General features: G+C 40.8%; 15 protein-coding genes, 1 pseudogene and 2 riboswitches. Of the genes and pseudogenes, 6 read left to right on the top strand and 10 right to left on the bottom strand.

Translation table 11 applies throughout. The features are described 5' to 3' along the window. Positions 1–44: 44 nt before the first annotated feature. Positions 45–440, bottom strand: coding sequence for a transcriptional regulator Spx (gene spx / locus ACQKMH_RS14795; protein WP_057912582.1), 396 nt, complete (start codon positions 438–440; stop codon positions 45–47). A gap of 241 nt (positions 441–681) precedes the next feature. On the opposite strand from spx, the gene modB reads away from it, so the two are divergent. From modB to ACQKMH_RS14780, 3 genes are all read left to right on the top strand, one after another. Further along, positions 682–1,335: a molybdate ABC transporter permease subunit gene (modB, locus tag ACQKMH_RS14790; protein WP_427588252.1), complete on the top strand. Its 654-nt coding sequence runs from the start codon at positions 682–684 to the stop codon at positions 1,333–1,335. Positions 1,336–1,496: 161 nt separating this feature from the next. After that, positions 1,497–1,988, top strand: a complete 492-nt coding sequence (locus tag ACQKMH_RS14785; RefSeq protein WP_427588251.1) for a hypothetical protein — start codon at positions 1,497–1,499, stop codon at positions 1,986–1,988. A 198-nt stretch (positions 1,989–2,186) separates the two neighbouring features. Further along, complete coding sequence (locus ACQKMH_RS14780; protein ID WP_028393295.1) at positions 2,187–2,384, top strand: cold-shock protein; 198 nt, start codon at positions 2,187–2,189, stop codon at positions 2,382–2,384. A 67-nt stretch (positions 2,385–2,451) separates the two neighbouring features. Here ACQKMH_RS14780 and ACQKMH_RS14775 read toward each other — a convergent pair whose 3' ends face one another. From ACQKMH_RS14775 to ACQKMH_RS14760, 4 genes are all read right to left on the bottom strand, one after another. After that, positions 2,452–2,616 (bottom strand): hypothetical protein, encoded by a 165-nt coding sequence (locus ACQKMH_RS14775; RefSeq protein ID WP_427588250.1) that lies wholly within the window; start codon positions 2,614–2,616, stop codon positions 2,452–2,454. A 114-nt stretch (positions 2,617–2,730) separates the two neighbouring features. Next, positions 2,731–3,150, bottom strand: a complete 420-nt coding sequence (locus ACQKMH_RS14770) for a flavodoxin domain-containing protein (RefSeq protein ID WP_427588249.1) — start codon at positions 3,148–3,150, stop codon at positions 2,731–2,733. Then, entirely contained in the window at positions 3,140–4,192 is a 1,053-nt protein-coding gene (locus ACQKMH_RS14765) for a ribonucleotide-diphosphate reductase subunit beta (RefSeq protein ID WP_427588248.1), read from the bottom strand. The genes ACQKMH_RS14770 and ACQKMH_RS14765 overlap by 11 nt, the downstream gene beginning before the upstream one ends. Positions 4,193–4,238: 46 nt before the next feature. Beyond that, positions 4,239–6,536 carry a ribonucleoside-diphosphate reductase subunit alpha gene (locus ACQKMH_RS14760; RefSeq protein WP_427588247.1) on the bottom strand — a complete coding sequence of 766 codons (2,298 nt, stop codon included), beginning with the start codon at positions 6,534–6,536 and terminating at the stop codon, positions 4,239–4,241. Between the two features lie 137 nt (positions 6,537–6,673). Beyond that, positions 6,674–6,854: riboswitch (cobalamin riboswitch) on the bottom strand. Between the two features lie 293 nt (positions 6,855–7,147). Between ACQKMH_RS14760 and ACQKMH_RS14755 the strand changes: the two genes are divergently transcribed. Next, positions 7,148–8,077: a manganese-dependent inorganic pyrophosphatase gene (locus ACQKMH_RS14755; RefSeq protein ID WP_427588246.1), complete on the top strand. Its 930-nt coding sequence runs from the start codon at positions 7,148–7,150 to the stop codon at positions 8,075–8,077. A gap of 93 nt (positions 8,078–8,170) precedes the next feature. On the opposite strand, the gene ACQKMH_RS14750 is transcribed toward ACQKMH_RS14755, so the two are convergent. From ACQKMH_RS14750 to ACQKMH_RS14740, 3 genes are all read right to left on the bottom strand, one after another. Then, the gene (locus tag ACQKMH_RS14750) at positions 8,171–8,317 is read right to left on the bottom strand and encodes a hypothetical protein (protein WP_427588245.1); all 147 of its coding nucleotides are present in this window, start codon (positions 8,315–8,317) and stop codon (positions 8,171–8,173) included. An 80-nt stretch (positions 8,318–8,397) separates the two neighbouring features. Beyond that, positions 8,398–9,855 carry a SulP family inorganic anion transporter gene (locus tag ACQKMH_RS14745; protein WP_427588244.1) on the bottom strand — a complete coding sequence of 486 codons (1,458 nt, stop codon included), beginning with the start codon at positions 9,853–9,855 and terminating at the stop codon, positions 8,398–8,400. A 560-nt stretch (positions 9,856–10,415) separates the two neighbouring features. Next, positions 10,416–10,506, bottom strand: a riboswitch (cyclic di-GMP riboswitch). Positions 10,507–10,686: 180 nt separating this feature from the next. Continuing rightward, positions 10,687–11,898 (bottom strand): MFS transporter, encoded by a 1,212-nt coding sequence (locus ACQKMH_RS14740; RefSeq protein WP_427588243.1) that lies wholly within the window; start codon positions 11,896–11,898, stop codon positions 10,687–10,689. A gap of 232 nt (positions 11,899–12,130) precedes the next feature. On the opposite strand from ACQKMH_RS14740, the gene ACQKMH_RS14735 reads away from it, so the two are divergent. Both ACQKMH_RS14735 and ACQKMH_RS14730 read left to right on the top strand, forming a co-directional pair. After that, positions 12,131–13,438, top strand: coding sequence for a CitMHS family transporter (locus ACQKMH_RS14735; protein WP_427588242.1), 1,308 nt, complete (start codon positions 12,131–12,133; stop codon positions 13,436–13,438). Between the two features lie 170 nt (positions 13,439–13,608). Continuing rightward, on the top strand, positions 13,609–14,241 hold the full coding sequence (locus ACQKMH_RS14730) for a superoxide dismutase family protein (protein WP_427588241.1): 633 nt from the start codon (positions 13,609–13,611) through the stop codon (positions 14,239–14,241). 116 nt (positions 14,242–14,357) lie between these two features. On the opposite strand, the pseudogene ACQKMH_RS14725 reads toward ACQKMH_RS14730, so the two are convergent. Then, a pseudogene (locus ACQKMH_RS14725) lies at positions 14,358–14,735 on the bottom strand (transposase); the annotation flags it as partial. Positions 14,736–15,076: 341 nt separating this feature from the next. Continuing rightward, complete coding sequence (locus ACQKMH_RS14720) at positions 15,077–16,042, bottom strand: rhodanese-related sulfurtransferase (RefSeq protein ID WP_427588240.1); 966 nt, start codon at positions 16,040–16,042, stop codon at positions 15,077–15,079. Between the last annotated feature and the right edge of the window lie 112 nt (positions 16,043–16,154).

Below are 16,154 nucleotides of genomic sequence, written 5' to 3'. Positions count from 1 at the left end.
TTAATGGACAACCCTTTTACATAAGCACCTGAATGTTTAATGGTTTAAGCCAATTGGGAGATTGCTCGCCATAATTGGACATGACGGACCTTTCTTGGAAGGAAGCGTCCCATTTCTTCCTCATTATATCCGGCATGCAAGTTCTTATGGTCGAAAATGATTGGCCGGCGAAGTAAATCCGGATTATCTTGAATAAGCTTGCAAAGATCGTTAAGTGGTGTATTATTTATATCGATATTCAGGCTTTTGAATTTTTTAGAACGGGTTGAGATGATTTCATCTGTTCCGCCTTCCGTTTTACGTAAAATCTCTTTTATTTCTTCTATAGAAAGAGGTTGAGAATATAGGTTGCGTTCATTGTATGAAATTTCGTTTTTCTTAAGCCAAGCTTTTGCTTTACGACAGGCTAAACTGCTTGGAGTAGTATAAATTGTTACCATTTAAAATCGACTCCTTCAAAGTTTCAAGTTTATTGGAATGAAATTATTTTTACATTTGTGATACTCTTACTTTAACGTTTCTATGTGTCAGCAAGATGTCAAGAAAAATAAACTTAAATGTTATTTCAAAAAGAAAGGGAGAAACCGAAATGAAATCTGCCTTTAATGAAAAAAACTCGGTGATAATACAGAGCAAGGATTTACATAGGTTGATATTTAACATGGATGCGCGGATAGTATCATGACAGAGGATTTTTGGTCACCTGTCAGGTTATCGATACAGGTAGCAGGACTAGCGGGCGTCCTTGTGTTCTTCTTGGGGATTATCCTTGCACGATTGATGTCTAAAAAGAAATTCAAGGGAAGAGTCCTGCTGGAAACCGCATTTTTATTGCCGCTTGTTCTGCCACCCTCTGTCGTAGGTTTTTTATTGATTGTGATTTGGGGTAAAAATGGGGTGCCAGGCCAATTCATTGAAATGGTTTTTAACCAGCCGATCATGTTCACGTGGTGGGCGGCAGTCATTGCATCTACCGTTGTAGCTTTTCCGCTTATGTACCAATCCGCTAAAACAGGCTTTGAGGGAATAGATGAGGAAATAGAAAATGCAGCAAGGGTTGACGGGGCCGGCGAGTGGAGATTGTTCCTGAGTGTATCCCTTCCGTTGGCGGTCAAATCCATCGTCACAGGTGCCATATTGAGTTTTGCACGTGCATTGGGGGAATTCGGGGCGACACTCATGTTTGCCGGAAACATTCCAGGAAAGACACAAACCATACCAACCGCGATTTATATTGCCATGGACTCCGGGAATATGACATTAGCTTGGCTGTGGGTTGCCGTGATCATTGTCCTTTCATTCATTATGCTTTTTGTCGTGACGTACATTAAATGAATGGTTTCTCTCCTATATCCTTATGAAAAAATGAGGTGCGGCGTCTATGTCTTCTTTATGAGGGTAGCCGTTTTATTATAGCGGAAGAGGGAGATTATTGTTTCTTATCAGTCTGTGTTATAATCGACAAACAATATGATCTAATGAAATGAGGAAGAAATTTGTTAACATTTGAAGAAAAATTGAGCATCATTGAGACTTTTCCGGAATTACAGCGAAAGGACGTTTCATTGGGGCGTGTGAACTTTCATTATCCAGGGAGTGTCCAGGAGAAAAAAATCGTCGTTCAGCACTTGCATCCTAATGGAAATGGATTCGTTTACGCAGGGCATATCAGAAAAAAAGACACTGACCGTAAAGGGTTTATTAATATACGTGACTATAATGAAGCAGAATTAAAGGAATTGATCCAAAAAAGCATGGATTACCTATCCGAACCTCCGATTGAAATCGAAGAAGAGGAAAACGAGTTCGCTAGGTTGGAAGGAACGTGGATTGGTCAAGAAAAACAAGAGCTTTCTCTTATTAGAGAAGATCAACTCTGGAACGTGTACTCTGGTTCGAATTTGGAGGAGTGTTTCGAGAGCCCGATCGAGGCGGAGCGCTACTTACTTGACGAGGGTTTCCGTCAAAGCAAGAAGCGGAAAATGTAGAATTTTAGGGTAATTTGTCGGTTGATTTACTGTTATAATCTTGTTTTTTTTTGATTTCCCATGATATAATATGGGTAATTATTTTTGTTCGGTATAAGTTTGATAGAAGGATTTACTGTTATAGGATTCCTCTTGAAACATTATCCAGAACCAAAAATAGTAATAAAATGGATTTTTCCAAACACAGGAGGAACTATCATGGTACAAGGTAAAGTAAAATGGTTTAACGCAGAAAAAGGTTTCGGTTTCATCGAAGTTGAAGGCCAAGACGATGTATTCGTACATTTCTCAGCTATCCAAGGCGAAGGCTTCAAAACTCTTGAAGAAGGCCAAGAAGTTTCTTTCGAAATCGAGCAAGGCGCTCGCGGACCACAAGCAGCTAACGTTCAAAAATAATTGAACGCTTATAAAAAAGACTCCGATTTTGGAGTCTTTTTATTTTTCGTTAAAAGGGAAACATCGATTAATCCTCTTTTTTACTGGCCATTTTCTTTAGTACTTCATCCAATTTTTCTTCAATCCGTTTAGAACGATTAAAATGACGTGACAGGTATAACACGATGGATATAACGAATATGACAAGTACTAGCATAAAAAGTATAGGTAGTAACTGAGTGATATTAGCCATGAATATCTCCTTTTTCCCTTCATTATACTTCATGTTTAATCGTACTATGATATAGGCAGCTAAAGTTTTTATAAAACGATTGAAAGGGATATGCGAAAACGCATATCCCTTCAGTCAGTTCTGGAATAGTGAGGCGAACTTCTTAAGTCGGGACAAGTCTGATTCTTGATACATCTGTTCTATCTTCAATGTCACCAATAACTGGCTTTGGGCAAATAACATGTCCCGGAAATGATCGACTGCCCCGCAAAAATGATTATAGTTGGTTTCACCAGTTCCGAAGACTCCCGTTTTCAGATGAGCAATAGGCAGCTGTTCAAGTTCTTTATAAAGGGCTGCTGATTTAGCAGGCAGCTCTCCATTTCCCCATGTATATGTACCAATTATCAATGCTTCATAATCCGGCAATGTACGTAAATCGAATTCATTCATTCGATATAGTTCGGATTCAGGTAATAGGGAGGCGATGGCTTCAGCAAGCGCTTTTGTATTGCCGCCGGCTGAATGATAGACAATGGCAACTTTAGAGCTCATCGAATCCATTGCTGGCATTTACTTGACTGTATGTCCTGGACTTCTGCTCGAAGAAATCGGTTTTGGTAAGGCCGATGGATTCATCATCGAATGTTTTGATCCATGGCATCGGGTTCTCGCTATACTCTTTATACAAGTTCTCAAGTCCTAGCATGCGCAGCCGTTTGTTGGCGATATATTCGATGTATTCATTGAATTCTTCCAAATCGAGATCGGCCTTGGTTTGGATATCTTCAAGCATATATTCAGACCATTCCTTTTCGAGTTCGACGGCTTTTTCAATCGTTGTATAGATGAATTTCGTGTTTTCTTCATTATTTAATTCAGGATATTCATACATCAAGATTTGAACGAGCATTCCTATGAAATCGAAATGGACCATTTCATCACGATGAATATAGGAAATCATCGTAGCCGAACCGGTCATTAGGTTTTGGCGCCCTAAATTATAATAGAAGGCGAATGCCAAATAAAAATATATCCCTTCGAGGTTCGTTGAATGGATCAGAGCCTCGAATAAATGCTGAGGGCTTGGATCATCTACAAACGTTTGGTAGGCATCCACAATAGGCTGATTGCGCTTAATCACTTCCGGATGTTCTTTAATGCGGTCGAAAAGCTGTTTTTGCTTGCCTACCGGAATCAAGGAAGCCAGGATATAGGAATAAGACTCATTATGGATGGATTCCTGCTGGGCCATGTTTGCGAGGATAGCTTTTGCCGCCGGATCCTTGATGTACCGAAGGATTTCTACTAAAGTAGGCGTTTGAAGACTGTCCATTCCAGCGATCATCGTAAGGATATCAAGAAAAGCATCCTGGATATCCTCGTCCAATTCGCCCCACTGCTTTTTATCCTGAATCATGTTCACGCTCGAAGGCTTCCAAAAGTTATTGATGAGCTGTGTATAAGTATCATAGAATTTTTCATACTGGATATCGTTCCAAAGGAGAAAGCCTGAGGCTTCTCCTTTGAATACGCCGGTCGCTTTAGTTGGATGCGTAGGTTCGAGCATCCGAATCTTTTTGATATGATTGTTCATACGTGAAAACTCCTTTAAGAATAAATTACTGGGTCTTGATCAAACGTTAACTTGAACAGCTTTCACAAGCATTGTCATATTCGGAAGAAGTCGAACGAACATAATATGTTGATTTCAACCCGCTTTCCCAAGCCGTTAAATGGATATCTAATAGAACCTTCGCTTTGATTGTGTTGTGTACATACAGATTAAAGCTGATTGCTTGGTCAATATGACGTTGACGTGCTGCATTTTGCTTGATGCTTTCCAGTTGGTCCAAATTAAAGCGCGTCTTTTTATAATATTCATACGTGTTTGGCGTCAATCCTGGTGCTGTCACCTTGAATTTGAAGTTTTTCTTTTCTTCATAAAATTCAATTTCATACAAGGGATCGATGCCATCCGTGGAATTACCGATTTTAGCGGTCGATGAATTGGGGGCGATGGCCATTAAATATCCATTACGGGTCCCATGTTCCTGTACGTTTGCTTTTAAATCAATCCATTTTTGATCCGTATAGTCACGCAGTTCGAAATATTCGCCTGTATGCCAATCCGATCCTTCGAAATATGGATATGATCCTTTTTCCTTGGCCAACTCATTGGATGCCTTGATTGTTAAGTAAGCGATCTTTTCGTATAAAGCATCGGCATATTGAACAGCCTCATCAGATTCCCAATAAATATTCTGGGTAGCAAGTAAATGATGCCATCCAAATGTTCCTAATCCAATTGCCCGGTAACGTTTGTTCGAGATGGATGCCTGCTTGACCGGAAGATTATTCACATCAATGACGTTATCCAGCATCCGGATCTGAATAGGAATCAATCTTTCCAAAACATCACTGCTCACCGCACGGGGCAAGTTAATGGATGAAAGATTGCAGACAACGAAATCACCGCTTTTACGAACCACAACGACATCGCCATCTTCCGTTTCGTATTCATCCGTGATCGTCGAAGGACTTAAGTTTTGAGCAATCTCTGTGCAAAGGTTAGAACAATAAATCATACCCTTATGTTTATTCGGATTCTTCCGGTTCACTTCATCGCGGTAGAACATATATGGGACGCCTTCTTCTAATTGGGAAATCATGATGCTTTTCATGATTTCCATCGCATTGATTTTTTCAAAGCTATAATTTGGAAGAATGCCATTTTCTGCTGCCTCAACGGCAAGTGCGTAATGTGTCCTGAAGCTTCCTTCACCTTTCTTCTCGTCATAAAGATCTTCAAGTGAGAATCCAAGTGTTTGCTTGACGGTGTGCGGGTCGAACAGATACCATTCTTTTCTGTCGCGTACAGCCTCCATGAATAAATCAGGTATGCATACACCTGTAAAAATATCATGGGCTTTTAATCTGTCGTCCCCGTTTTGCGTCTTCAAATCAAGGAAGCTCAGGATATCTTTATGCCAGGCATCCAAGTAAATCGCGATGGCACCTTTACGTTGACCCAATTGATCGACACTGACGGCTGTCTGGTTGAATAGTCGAATCCAGGGAGTCGTACCGGAACTATTTCCAGAGAAGCCACGGATATCAGAACCAAGCGACCGAATCTTGCCTACATAAAGTCCGACACCACCGCCGAATTTAGATACTTTTGCAGCATCGTAGTTAGATAGATAGATGCCGTCAATGGAATCTTCGATGGCATCGATAAAGCAAGAGCTTAACTGTCCATGTGTTTTACCGGCATTCGATAGTGTAGGGGTCGCAACAGTCATATAAAGATTGGACATGGCCCAGTAAGCTTCTTTTATAAGTTGCAGGCGGTGCTCCGTTTTTTCCAATCGCATGATTTCCATCGCAATGATCATGAAGCGCTCTTGAGGCAGTTCATAGACCTTGTCTCTTTTTGGGCGGGCTAGGTAGCGATCGTTTAATAAGTAGATGCCTATGTAAGAAAAAAGTTTATCTCTTTCCGGGTCAATCATCGAACCCAATTCCTCGATTTCAGCTTTCGTATAAGAAGCTAGCAGTTCTGATTTATAAATGGGATACCGCTGGCCATCTTGTAGTTGGGAGAGCTCCGAGATCAGTTCATAAAATGGGCCATAACTCTTGCCTTCATAACCTCGATTGGCTTGCGCATCCTTATACATTGTATTCAACAGTTCTGCAGCAGCAACGAATGTCCAATCGGGAGCATCGATATCCACACTTTCAAGAGCGAGCTGAATCAGTTTTTTTGAAGCCTGTTCTTCGGTTGAGTCACTTTTGCGATCAAGCCATTTAGTAAAACGCTTTTTGAACTTTTCCATATCGAGACGACCTTCGAATTCCTTCGATAACATTTCAAGCTGGATGGAGCTCGTTTCGGTATCATTTTCGCTTATAATAGAGTTATATGTTTGAGTCATTAATAATCCTCCTTGTAAAAATCCGCTAAATAAAAAAACCGCCCAATGAATTGAGCGGATCAAACGATAGAATAAAAGAGCCATGAAAAAATAGCCATTAAACTATCGTTTCATCATCTCAATCCCCGAAGAATAAGAAACGTGAAAAAATCAAGGCAGGTCTCCTGACTCATGATCATCCTACTTTGAGTCCTTCCCGTATAGAGAGCTATACAGTGGTTTTCTCATTTCGTCACATTTACAGTTGCGGGGACAGTTCCGGGTTTGCACCGGATTCCCTTTTCAGCCATCACTGGCACCTTGGATTATAAAAAATTCTATATATAGTTATTAGCATTGTTCGTGTAATCAATATCTAGTATTTCTGCTTATATTATCGTAAGCCATATACGATGATAATTCAACTAATATATTTGAGAAAAACCAACCCTTATCTATTGACAAAGTGAAGGTAGAGGGAAAAGGAATGAAAGATTTTATTGGATAATGGACAATTCAAGCACTGAATTTACAGGATTTTGTGTTAAAATAAAGTGTATTGTAAAGGTGGCTCTCCTTTATTGCGCTGAGGGGATTCGCGGAAAAATATTTATGAAAAAGGAGATAAAATCTTGGAAAAAGTATTAGTTTTTGGACATAAAAACCCGGATACAGACACAATCTGTTCAGCAATCGCTTATGCAGATTTGAAAAAGCAACTAGGTATCAACGCTGAACCAGTTCGTCTGGGTGAAGTGAATGGTGAAACTCAATTTGCGTTGGATCAATTCAATTTCGAAGCTCCTCGTCTTGTGGAAAAGGTGGCAGGGGAAGCGGATGGCGTGATCCTTGTCGATCACAACGAACGCCAGCAAAGTGCTGAAGATATTGACCAAGTCCGTGTGCTGGAAGTTATCGACCATCACCGTATCGCTAACTTTGAAACAAGCGATCCTTTATATTACCGTGCGGAACCAGTTGGCTGTACGGCAACTATTTTAAATAAAATCTATAAAGAAAACGGAATTGAAGTCCCTAAAGCAATTGCAGGACTTATGCTGTCTGCCATCATTTCTGATTCTTTATTGTTCAAATCCCCGACCTGCACAGAGCAAGACGTTGCAGCAGCTATGGAACTGGCTGATATTGCAGGAGTCAATGCCGAAACATATGGCTTGGAAATGTTGAAGGCGGGAGCTGATTTAAGCGACAAAACGATTGCCCAGCTAATCACTCTTGACGCAAAAGAATTCTCCATGGGTAATGCTAAAGTGGAAATAGCCCAGGTGAATGCCGTAGATCCGAACGAAGTGCTTGCCAAGCAATCCGAATTGGAAGCAGCAATTGAAGAGGTCATCTCTATGAAGGAATTGGATTTATTCCTATTCATTGTAACGGATATCTTGACTAATGATTCTGTTGCCCTTGCTCTTGGAAAAGCTGCGAATGCAGTGGAAAAAGCATATAACGTTACATTAAACAATAACATCGCCGTCTTAGAAGGCGTTGTATCGCGTAAAAAACAAATCGTGCCGATTTTAACGGACACATTCAATAAGTAATAGAGAAAAAGGGGTGCTTTTCGGGCATCCTTTTTCATGTGCAAAAAAAAAGACTCAAGCACTCCCATATAATGGTGTTTGAGTCTTTTTATCTTAATTCAAAGAATCCTTCTCTTTTTCATAGGCGATGACAATCAGTTCTTTATTGGCTTCCTCGCCAAGTTTGCTTTCAAAGCTTTTCAGTTCATTCAATAAATCAGCTGACAGATTTGCTGCCGTATAATCCTGCTGGTATGTCATGTTTTTCGCTCCTTCAAAATAGTTTTCATGTATCTATTTTGTCGGTTTGAAACGTTTCTATTCAACAGAATTTTACTTTTTCAAGATATTTTACTTTCTGTAGTGGCGAGTTTCTCAAACAATAAGGAACTTTCGTGATCAAGACCTTGCACCTTGACGGGTGTACCGTGAAGCTGATATTTAAGAATAATCTTATCAACGGCACCGACCGCAGAAGCATCCCATATTTTAGATTGGGAAAAATCGATGATGATCACATCTGCTTTCTCCTTAGAATCGAACTTCGAAATAAAGTCCTCCACTGAAGCGAAAAATATTTGTCCACTGATACGATAAATGATTTTCTTACCCTGGCTGTCTGCCGTTTTCTCCACCGTCACTTTAGAAATTTTTGCCGAGAAGAAAATCATGCTCAAAAGCACTCCAGCAAAAACCCCTTTTGATAAATCATGCGTATAAATAACAATGAGAACCGTCACGATCATCACGGCTGAATCCGTCTTTGGAGCCACCTTGAGCCTTTTTAGGGAGGACCAGTCAAATGTTCCAATGGAAACCATGATCATGACCGCGACAAGTGCAGCCATCGGTATCTGTATAAGGACGTCATTTAATACCACGATTAAGACCATAAGGAAAGCGCCAGCTACAAATGTCGAGAGACGGCCCCTTCCCCCTGACTTAATGTTGATACCGGATTGACCGATCATTGCACATCCTGCCATGCCGCCAAAACATCCGGCAATGATATTAGCGATACCCTGGCCTTTGGCTTCCCTGTTTTTATTGCTGTCCGTGTCAGTCATCTCATCGACTATTTGGGCCGTCAACAAGGATTCAAGCAACCCGACAAACGCAAGGGCTATGGAATAAGGGAAAATGATCGCCAAAGTTTCGAAGGTCAAAGGGATATTTGGAAGCATGAACATCGGAAGTGCTTCTGTCAATTGTCCGATATCCCCAACCGTCCGCACCCCAGCACCCGTAGTAACTGCGACAATTGTCATGAATATGATGGCGACCAATGGCGAAGGGATGACTTTCGTGATCATTGGAAAAAGATAAATGATAGCTAATGAAACAGCAGTCATGACATACATGATCCATGTCTCACCCACGAAATGGGTGAGCTGTGCAGTGAAAATCAGGATGGCTAAAGAATTCACAAAACCAGTCATGACGGGCTTTGGGATGAACTTCATTAATTTCCCGATTTTTAAGACCCCTAGTAAAATTTGCAGCAAACCAGTCAATATTGTTGCAGCAAGTAAATAGTTCAGACCGTGATCTTTAACAAGATCGACCATGACGAGTGCCATTGCTCCAGTGGCAGCCGATATCATTCCTGGCCTACCGCCGACAAAAGAGATGACGATGGCAATACAAAATGAGGCATATAAACCAACCATTGGGTCAACACCTGCAATGATCGAAAAGGCGATCGCCTCTGGAATCAATGCCAAGGCAACGACAATACCAGAAAGAACATCTGCCCTAATGTTGCCTGTCCATTCTTGTTTGTATGCAGATGTATTCAAAGAAACACTCCTTTTATATGTGTGAATTTCATTTTTTAACGGACTAAATTATAGCATGAGTCCTTCTTTCTATCTATATGGATAATTGAAATGGCAAATCCGGGGCTATTCTGTCTAATCATTTACAGGCGGTCGGCATAAGGGGGCATGAAGTCTAAGATAGCTTTTGTTTATCGGAACGATGTACTTTTACCTATTAACCTTACATGGGAGTGATGAGGGCAGAACTGGCGAGTTCTATCAATTTCTAGGAGAAAGGAACCCATCAAGTGAAAAGGGACTAATTGTCCTTATGAATAATACTTGATTTACATTTTGTGCATGTCACTTCTTTATAATGCTTGAATCTGATCTTTCGAAGGTCGCTTCTGGTCAACATTGCGAAAACATTATATCTTGTGCCGCATGCACATGTATTTTTATCTTTAACAATGTGCCTCTCATCCGTATTAGCTGAATAAATGGTTGGAAAAAACATATATAACCCTCTTTTTTCTAATTTTAGGCAAATTAAAAATGGGGCAAGAAATAATTAATTAAACGATCTAATCAAGATAAATCTTGGCAACCCGGCTGCCATGACAACTAAGTTGTTGGTTTAGGCCCGTGGCTTTGCGTCTTTTACTTTCATAAAATTTGCCTATAATAATCTTAACATAAAATGTGATGCGTTTATGAGGAGGAATAAAAATACTTATCAGTTTATGGTTCAAGCCTAAGGAGTAAGGAGGTCAAAGAAAAGTGATCTCACTGCCTGTATATCGGAATCCAAATGACTACCGAATAAAAGCCTGCTTCCATCTGGAAGCAGGCTTTCTTGCGAAAAAATGATCAATGTGATCTGGCCAGCTCTGGATTTCGGTGCATCGCGAAATAAAGAACAAGCCCAGCGATGAGAAGCAGGGTGCTGGTCGTGATGAAAACAGCGGAGAATCCATAGAAACCAGCGACCATTCCGCCCATTGCAGGTCCGATGATATTGCCTAAAAAGCGTAGACTCGTATTGTAACCAAGGACTTCCCCCTGCATTGCGACGGGGGCTTCTTGGCGAATGTAGGCAATCCTTACAGGGATGATGCCCCCTATTGCCATGCCTAGTATGAAGCGTACAATGACAAGTTGCCAAAAATGATTGATGAAGGCACCAGGGAAGTAGACGAGTGCGGTCAGAAAAAGTAGCAGCACAAGGATCTTCACATGCCCATGCCGATCACCAATCTTGCCCCAATGACGCGCCATCAATAAATTTCCAAGTCCCGCTGCAGAAAAGGCGATCCCCGAATAAAATCCTAGATTGGAAGTTCCATGCAGCTCGCCAACATATAAAGAAAGAATGGGCTGGATGCTGAAATGGGCAACTTGAACAAGTGTCGAAATGAGCATGACATTCACCAGGATGGGATTCCGTAAGATATGCGAGAGTACTTCTCTGCTTGAATAGCTCGACTTGGTTCCCTTTTGACGTTCCATTTGGTATTCCTTGGTTGCAAAAACGAGCAGTCCAGAAACGAAAATGGTGATCGAGGTGAATTTAAAGGCGGTTGAATAGCCGAGTGTGTCGGCAAGTATGCCGCCGAGCAATGGTCCGAAAAGTGAACCAGTTATATTTCCCGTTTGCAGCGTTCCCAGTACACGTCCGGCAATTTCTTTCGGAGTCTGGGTTGATATGAAGGCCTGTGACATGGAAATGAATCCAGTGAATATTCCTGTGAACATCCTTAAGACGAATAGCTGCCAAACATTTTCGACGAATCCCATCAAGAAAATGGACAGCCCCATCCCAAAGGCACAGACAATCAAGATTTTTTTTCTTCCATACCGGTCACCGATCCGGCCCCAAACAGGAGAAAATAAAAAGGCAGTCACAAAAGTGATTCCGAATGTCCATCCGGACCAATGCTGGATATATTGAGTAGAATAATCGCCGAATGTACCAATGTATAAAGATATGAATGGAAGAACCATTGTCATGCTTCCGCCTATGAAAAAGTTTGCGAACCACATGATGAATAGATTCCGTTTAGCAATTTTATGAGCATTCATTTTACATGCAACACTTCTTTCTTAAAAAAACTTCGGGTCCCTAAATAATAGTATACAGAAATTAACTAATTTATTAAATGAATTTGACTTTGATTATAGAATTTGACTTTGGTTATAGAATTTGACTTTCGTTATAATAGTGGGTTTTTTAATGAATGTACAAGTGTTATAATGTGAAAATATTGATTTTTCAGAAAAATTTATTTATTTACAAATTAAAGGAGTTTTTAACATGTTAACTATTCTTGGCTTTTGCATGATTTTAACGTTTCTGGTCTTAGTCATCACAAAGCGTCTCTCCGTAGTCGTCGCTTTTATTTTCACGGCGATAGCTTTTGGTTTGATTGGCGGCTTTGCATCCGAAATGGGAGAAATGATGGTCACAGGTATTTTAAAGGTGACACCAACGGCTGTCATGATCGTTTTTGCTATTTTATATTTTGGTTTAATGATTGACGTTGGTTTATTCGAGCCTATGATCGCTAAAATTTTGAGTTTTGTAAAAGGTGATCCACTAAAGGTTGTCATGGCGACAGCCATCATAACCATATTGGTAGGTTTGGATGGAGACGGTTCATCCACATTCATGATCACCGTTTCGGCCATGCTGCCGCTTTATATGAAATTAGGGATGAACAGACTCGTATTGGCTTGTGTCGTTGGTTTAGGTGCAGGAGTCATGAATATGATTCCATGGGGAGGTCCGTTGGTAAGAGCGGCCGCGAGCCTGCAAGTTGAAGTATCGGATTTATTCATACCGCTTATTCCGGTCATGATTTGCGGTCTTTTATGGACCTTGTTTTCGGCATATGTACTTGGCAAAAAGGAAAGAGAGAGAGTAGGAGTCAGTTCGATGGAGACGACCATGCCACCCGGTATGAGCGAACAGGCTGCAACTGCAGAAACCACATCTAAACGACCATCCAAGTTATTTTTGTTTAATTGGCTCTTGACGATTTTACTAATGGTATTGCTGGTGATGGAGGTGCTGCCAATCCAAATCTTGTTTGCCTCTGCTTTCGCGATAGCATTATTCGTTAACTTTCCTAATCCACAAGAACAGCAGGAAAGGATTTTAAGTCATGCCAACAGTTTCGTGATGATCTGTACACTCATTTTCGCTGCAGGGATTTTTACGGGTGTATTTACAGAAACAAAGATGATGGACTCGATGGCCGCGTCCATCGTAACCGTCATTCCGGATTGGCTCGGGGCACATTTGCCACTGGTGGTGGCGCTGACGAGCATTCCGATGGGGTTCATTTTTTCACCTGATGCCTACTATTTCGGCATTCTGCCTATCATCAGTGAAACCGCCTCCAACTTTGGTATTGCCCCTGTAGAAATTGGAAGGGCGGCTTTATTAGGTCATTCGACCACAGGGTTCCCATTATCGCCATTGGTACCTGCAACATTCATATTGATTGGCCTTGTAGGCGTTGATTTTGGGGATCACCAAAAATTCCTGTTTAAATGGGCGTTTGGGACAACCATCATCATGACGATTGCAGCCATTACTTTCGGTGTCATCACTTTGTGAAAATGGAGCCCATTATGCCTTATTGTAAAATCGTTGACTGTGAATTTAGTAAGAGGTTTTCTCTTACTAGTGAAATCTATTTTCCTATTTATCCCGCTTTCTGTTTATTCTTCCATAATAGTGGAAAGTAATAAGTAGAATATACATATAAGAGAGCGAGGGTATTTATCATGAACTATAAACAAAAACTTATGCTTCCTATGTGTGTTGCCTTTATACTGTATGGATGTAATTCCGCTGATGATACAGATCAGGCCGGCAAAAATGCCGAGGACATGAATACAGTGGGACAAGGAACACAAACAGATATTGATCCCCAGGTGAAAGCGGAAGTAAAAGATGTTGAAGGTAAAAAATTAGGTACTGTCAATTTTACCGCGGAAGAGAATGCCGTAGTGATCCAGACAGCTTTGGAAGGTTTAGAGCCAGGCTATCATGGTTTCCATATTCATGAAAACGCAATATGTGAGGTGGATGCCAAGGATGGCCCTTTCACTACAGCGGGAGGACACTTCAATCCAACTTCTGAAACGCACTCACATCATGCAGGGGATATGCCCCCTCTATTTGTAAAAGAGGATGGGACGGCAAAATATACGGCAACATTGGATAATATGACGATAGATCAACTGAAGAAAGAAGAGTTAGCTGTCATTGTTCACGCAAATCCAGACAACTTTGCCAATATTCCTGACCGTTATGAAGCCAATGGAGAAAAGGGACCTGATGAAGATACCTTGAAAACTGGTGATGCGGGCGATAGACAAGCTTGTGGAATTGTTGTAAGTGCAGAAGAAAAATAAATTTAATGGAAACAAGAGAAATTCTTCGAAAGAGGAATCGCTCAGTTTGTAGACATAAAGGTTTCGGAATGGTCTCATTCCGAGACCTTTTTGATTTATTATTGGATTAGAAGCAGCTATAGGGAATAGTGACCTCTCCAAGTCCAGTTGGTCATCTTCTTTTCATTCATGGCACGAAAGTAAGTATCGCCTGTATCGACAATTTTTTAAGTCCTCTTAAAGTAGTCCAACGCATACCATGCTTTTCTTTTGCATTTGCGAATACACGCTCTATCGTTTCTTTGCGTTTCGCCTATATAAGTTTTACCTCTTCAAGATGATGAAGATGATCTGCTTCTTCCCAATATTCTTAAAAAATATGACGTGTCATCACTTTCAGAAGGTCTTTACTTTCTGTACACTATGATAAAAATGAACAAGCCGCACAAAATTGATTTCAATGATTTTATACGATAGTCCTTTTTATTTGTTGTTGGTACTTTAAAATCTCGCCCGAAGCAAAAGGAGTTCTATTTAAATGTTAAAACAAGTTGGTTGGAACGGGTGTTCGAGACTCTGATTGGGTTTGAGATGGGATAATGCAGTACCCTTTAGGAGTTAGTGGTTATTTCTTGCTTTTAATGCTTAAAGAAGGTTTTTTCTATTTTGATATAGAAGTAAGAGAGTATGGAATCTTGCAGTTAGAAAAAGTTCATAGTTAATCTAAGCAGTGGGATGAAGAAAAAGCTCAGGATTAAAATAGGGAAATAAGATTTAGTTTCTGTATGAGGGGGTTGAATGCAGGGTATTGAAAAAACCCGAATAGGGAACATGTCCACTGATTCGGGTTGCTTAATCATTTTGCCGTAATGGCTTCTTCGATTTTCTGTAATCTTTCAGCAACTTCTTCTTCAGAAAGGTTGTGCTCGACTACATAGCGGTTACGCGGATGCACTCGGCATTCGTGGGTACAGCTGCGCATATGTTTGTGTTCGTTCTCTTCACTGCAAAGGATTTTCTTGTTGCATTCAGGGTTAGCGCAATTGACATAGCGTTCACAAGGCTCGCCGGAATAAATATCGCGTCCAACAATGACATGCTCCTTTTGATTGATAGGTACGGCAATTCTTTCATCGAATACATACATTTGGCCATCCCAAAGCTCACCTTGGACTTCGGGGTCCTTCCCGTATGTTGCGATGCCGCCATGCAGCTGGCTAACGTCCTCAAAGCCTTCTTCGACAAGCCAGCCGGAGAATTTCTCGCAGCGGATACCGCCGGTGCAATACGTAAGGATTTTTTTGCCTTCGAACATTTGTTTATTTTCCAGGACCCAATCCGGAAGTTCACGGAAATTCGTTATTTCTGGCTTGATTGCGCCCCTGAAATGTCCTAAATCATATTCATAGTCATTTCTGGCATCAAGGACGATCGTGTTTTCATCTTGCATTTGCTCGAAGAATTCCTTCGGGCTCAAGTATTGGCCTGTCGTCTGATTCGGGTTGATGTCATCTTCCAATCGAAGCGTGACAAGTTCATTGCGTGGACGAACATGCATTTTTTTGAAAGCATGTCCATCAGCTTCATCTATTTTAAACACGATATCGGCAAAGCGGGAATCGCTTTGCATCATGTCCATATATTGGTTGGTTTGTTCGATCGTACCTGAAACCGTTCCGTTGATACCTTCTGATGCCACCAAGATACGACCTTTCAATTCAAGGGCTTTACATGCCGCAAGATGCTCGGCTGCAAATTCTTCGTGATTCTCGATAGGTACATACAAATAATAAAGCAATACTCTATATGGTTTTGTTTCCATTTTTTATTTACCACCTATGTTTTATATTTGCAAGATATAAAGGGTGATCATCTAGACACTTTTCTCTTACAGACAATCATTATACCAAGAAAACGTAAAAATGATAAGGGCA

The sequence above is a fragment of the Peribacillus sp. NPDC097895 genome (assembly GCF_050277555.1).
Lineage (GTDB): Bacteria > Bacillota > Bacilli > Bacillales > DSM-1321 > Peribacillus.
The sequence above is the reverse complement of the archived record's forward strand: the minus strand, read 5'-3'. Positions and strand labels throughout refer to the sequence as shown.

Excerpts from the sequence above, each read along its gene's own strand:
- spx (WP_057912582.1), bottom strand. The coding sequence starts at position 440 with ATGGTAACAATTTATACTACTCCAAGCAGTTTAGCCTGTCGTAAAGCA.
- modB (WP_427588252.1), top strand. The coding sequence starts at position 682 with ATGACAGAGGATTTTTGGTCACCTGTCAGGTTATCGATACAGGTAGCA.
- ACQKMH_RS14780 (WP_028393295.1), top strand. The coding sequence starts at position 2,187 with ATGGTACAAGGTAAAGTAAAATGGTTTAACGCAGAAAAAGGTTTCGGT.
- ACQKMH_RS14775 (WP_427588250.1), bottom strand. The coding sequence starts at position 2,616 with ATGGCTAATATCACTCAGTTACTACCTATACTTTTTATGCTAGTACTT.
- ACQKMH_RS14770 (WP_427588249.1), bottom strand. The coding sequence starts at position 3,150 with ATGAGCTCTAAAGTTGCCATTGTCTATCATTCAGCCGGCGGCAATACA.
- ACQKMH_RS14765 (WP_427588248.1), bottom strand. The coding sequence starts at position 4,192 with ATGAACAATCATATCAAAAAGATTCGGATGCTCGAACCTACGCATCCA.
- ACQKMH_RS14760 (WP_427588247.1), bottom strand. The coding sequence starts at position 6,536 with ATGACTCAAACATATAACTCTATTATAAGCGAAAATGATACCGAAACG.
- ACQKMH_RS14750 (WP_427588245.1), bottom strand. The coding sequence starts at position 8,317 with ATGACATACCAGCAGGATTATACGGCAGCAAATCTGTCAGCTGATTTA.
- ACQKMH_RS14740 (WP_427588243.1), bottom strand. The coding sequence starts at position 11,898 with ATGAATGCTCATAAAATTGCTAAACGGAATCTATTCATCATGTGGTTC.
- ACQKMH_RS14735 (WP_427588242.1), top strand. The coding sequence starts at position 12,131 with ATGTTAACTATTCTTGGCTTTTGCATGATTTTAACGTTTCTGGTCTTA.
- ACQKMH_RS14730 (WP_427588241.1), top strand. The coding sequence starts at position 13,609 with ATGAACTATAAACAAAAACTTATGCTTCCTATGTGTGTTGCCTTTATA.
- ACQKMH_RS14720 (WP_427588240.1), bottom strand. The coding sequence starts at position 16,042 with ATGGAAACAAAACCATATAGAGTATTGCTTTATTATTTGTATGTACCT.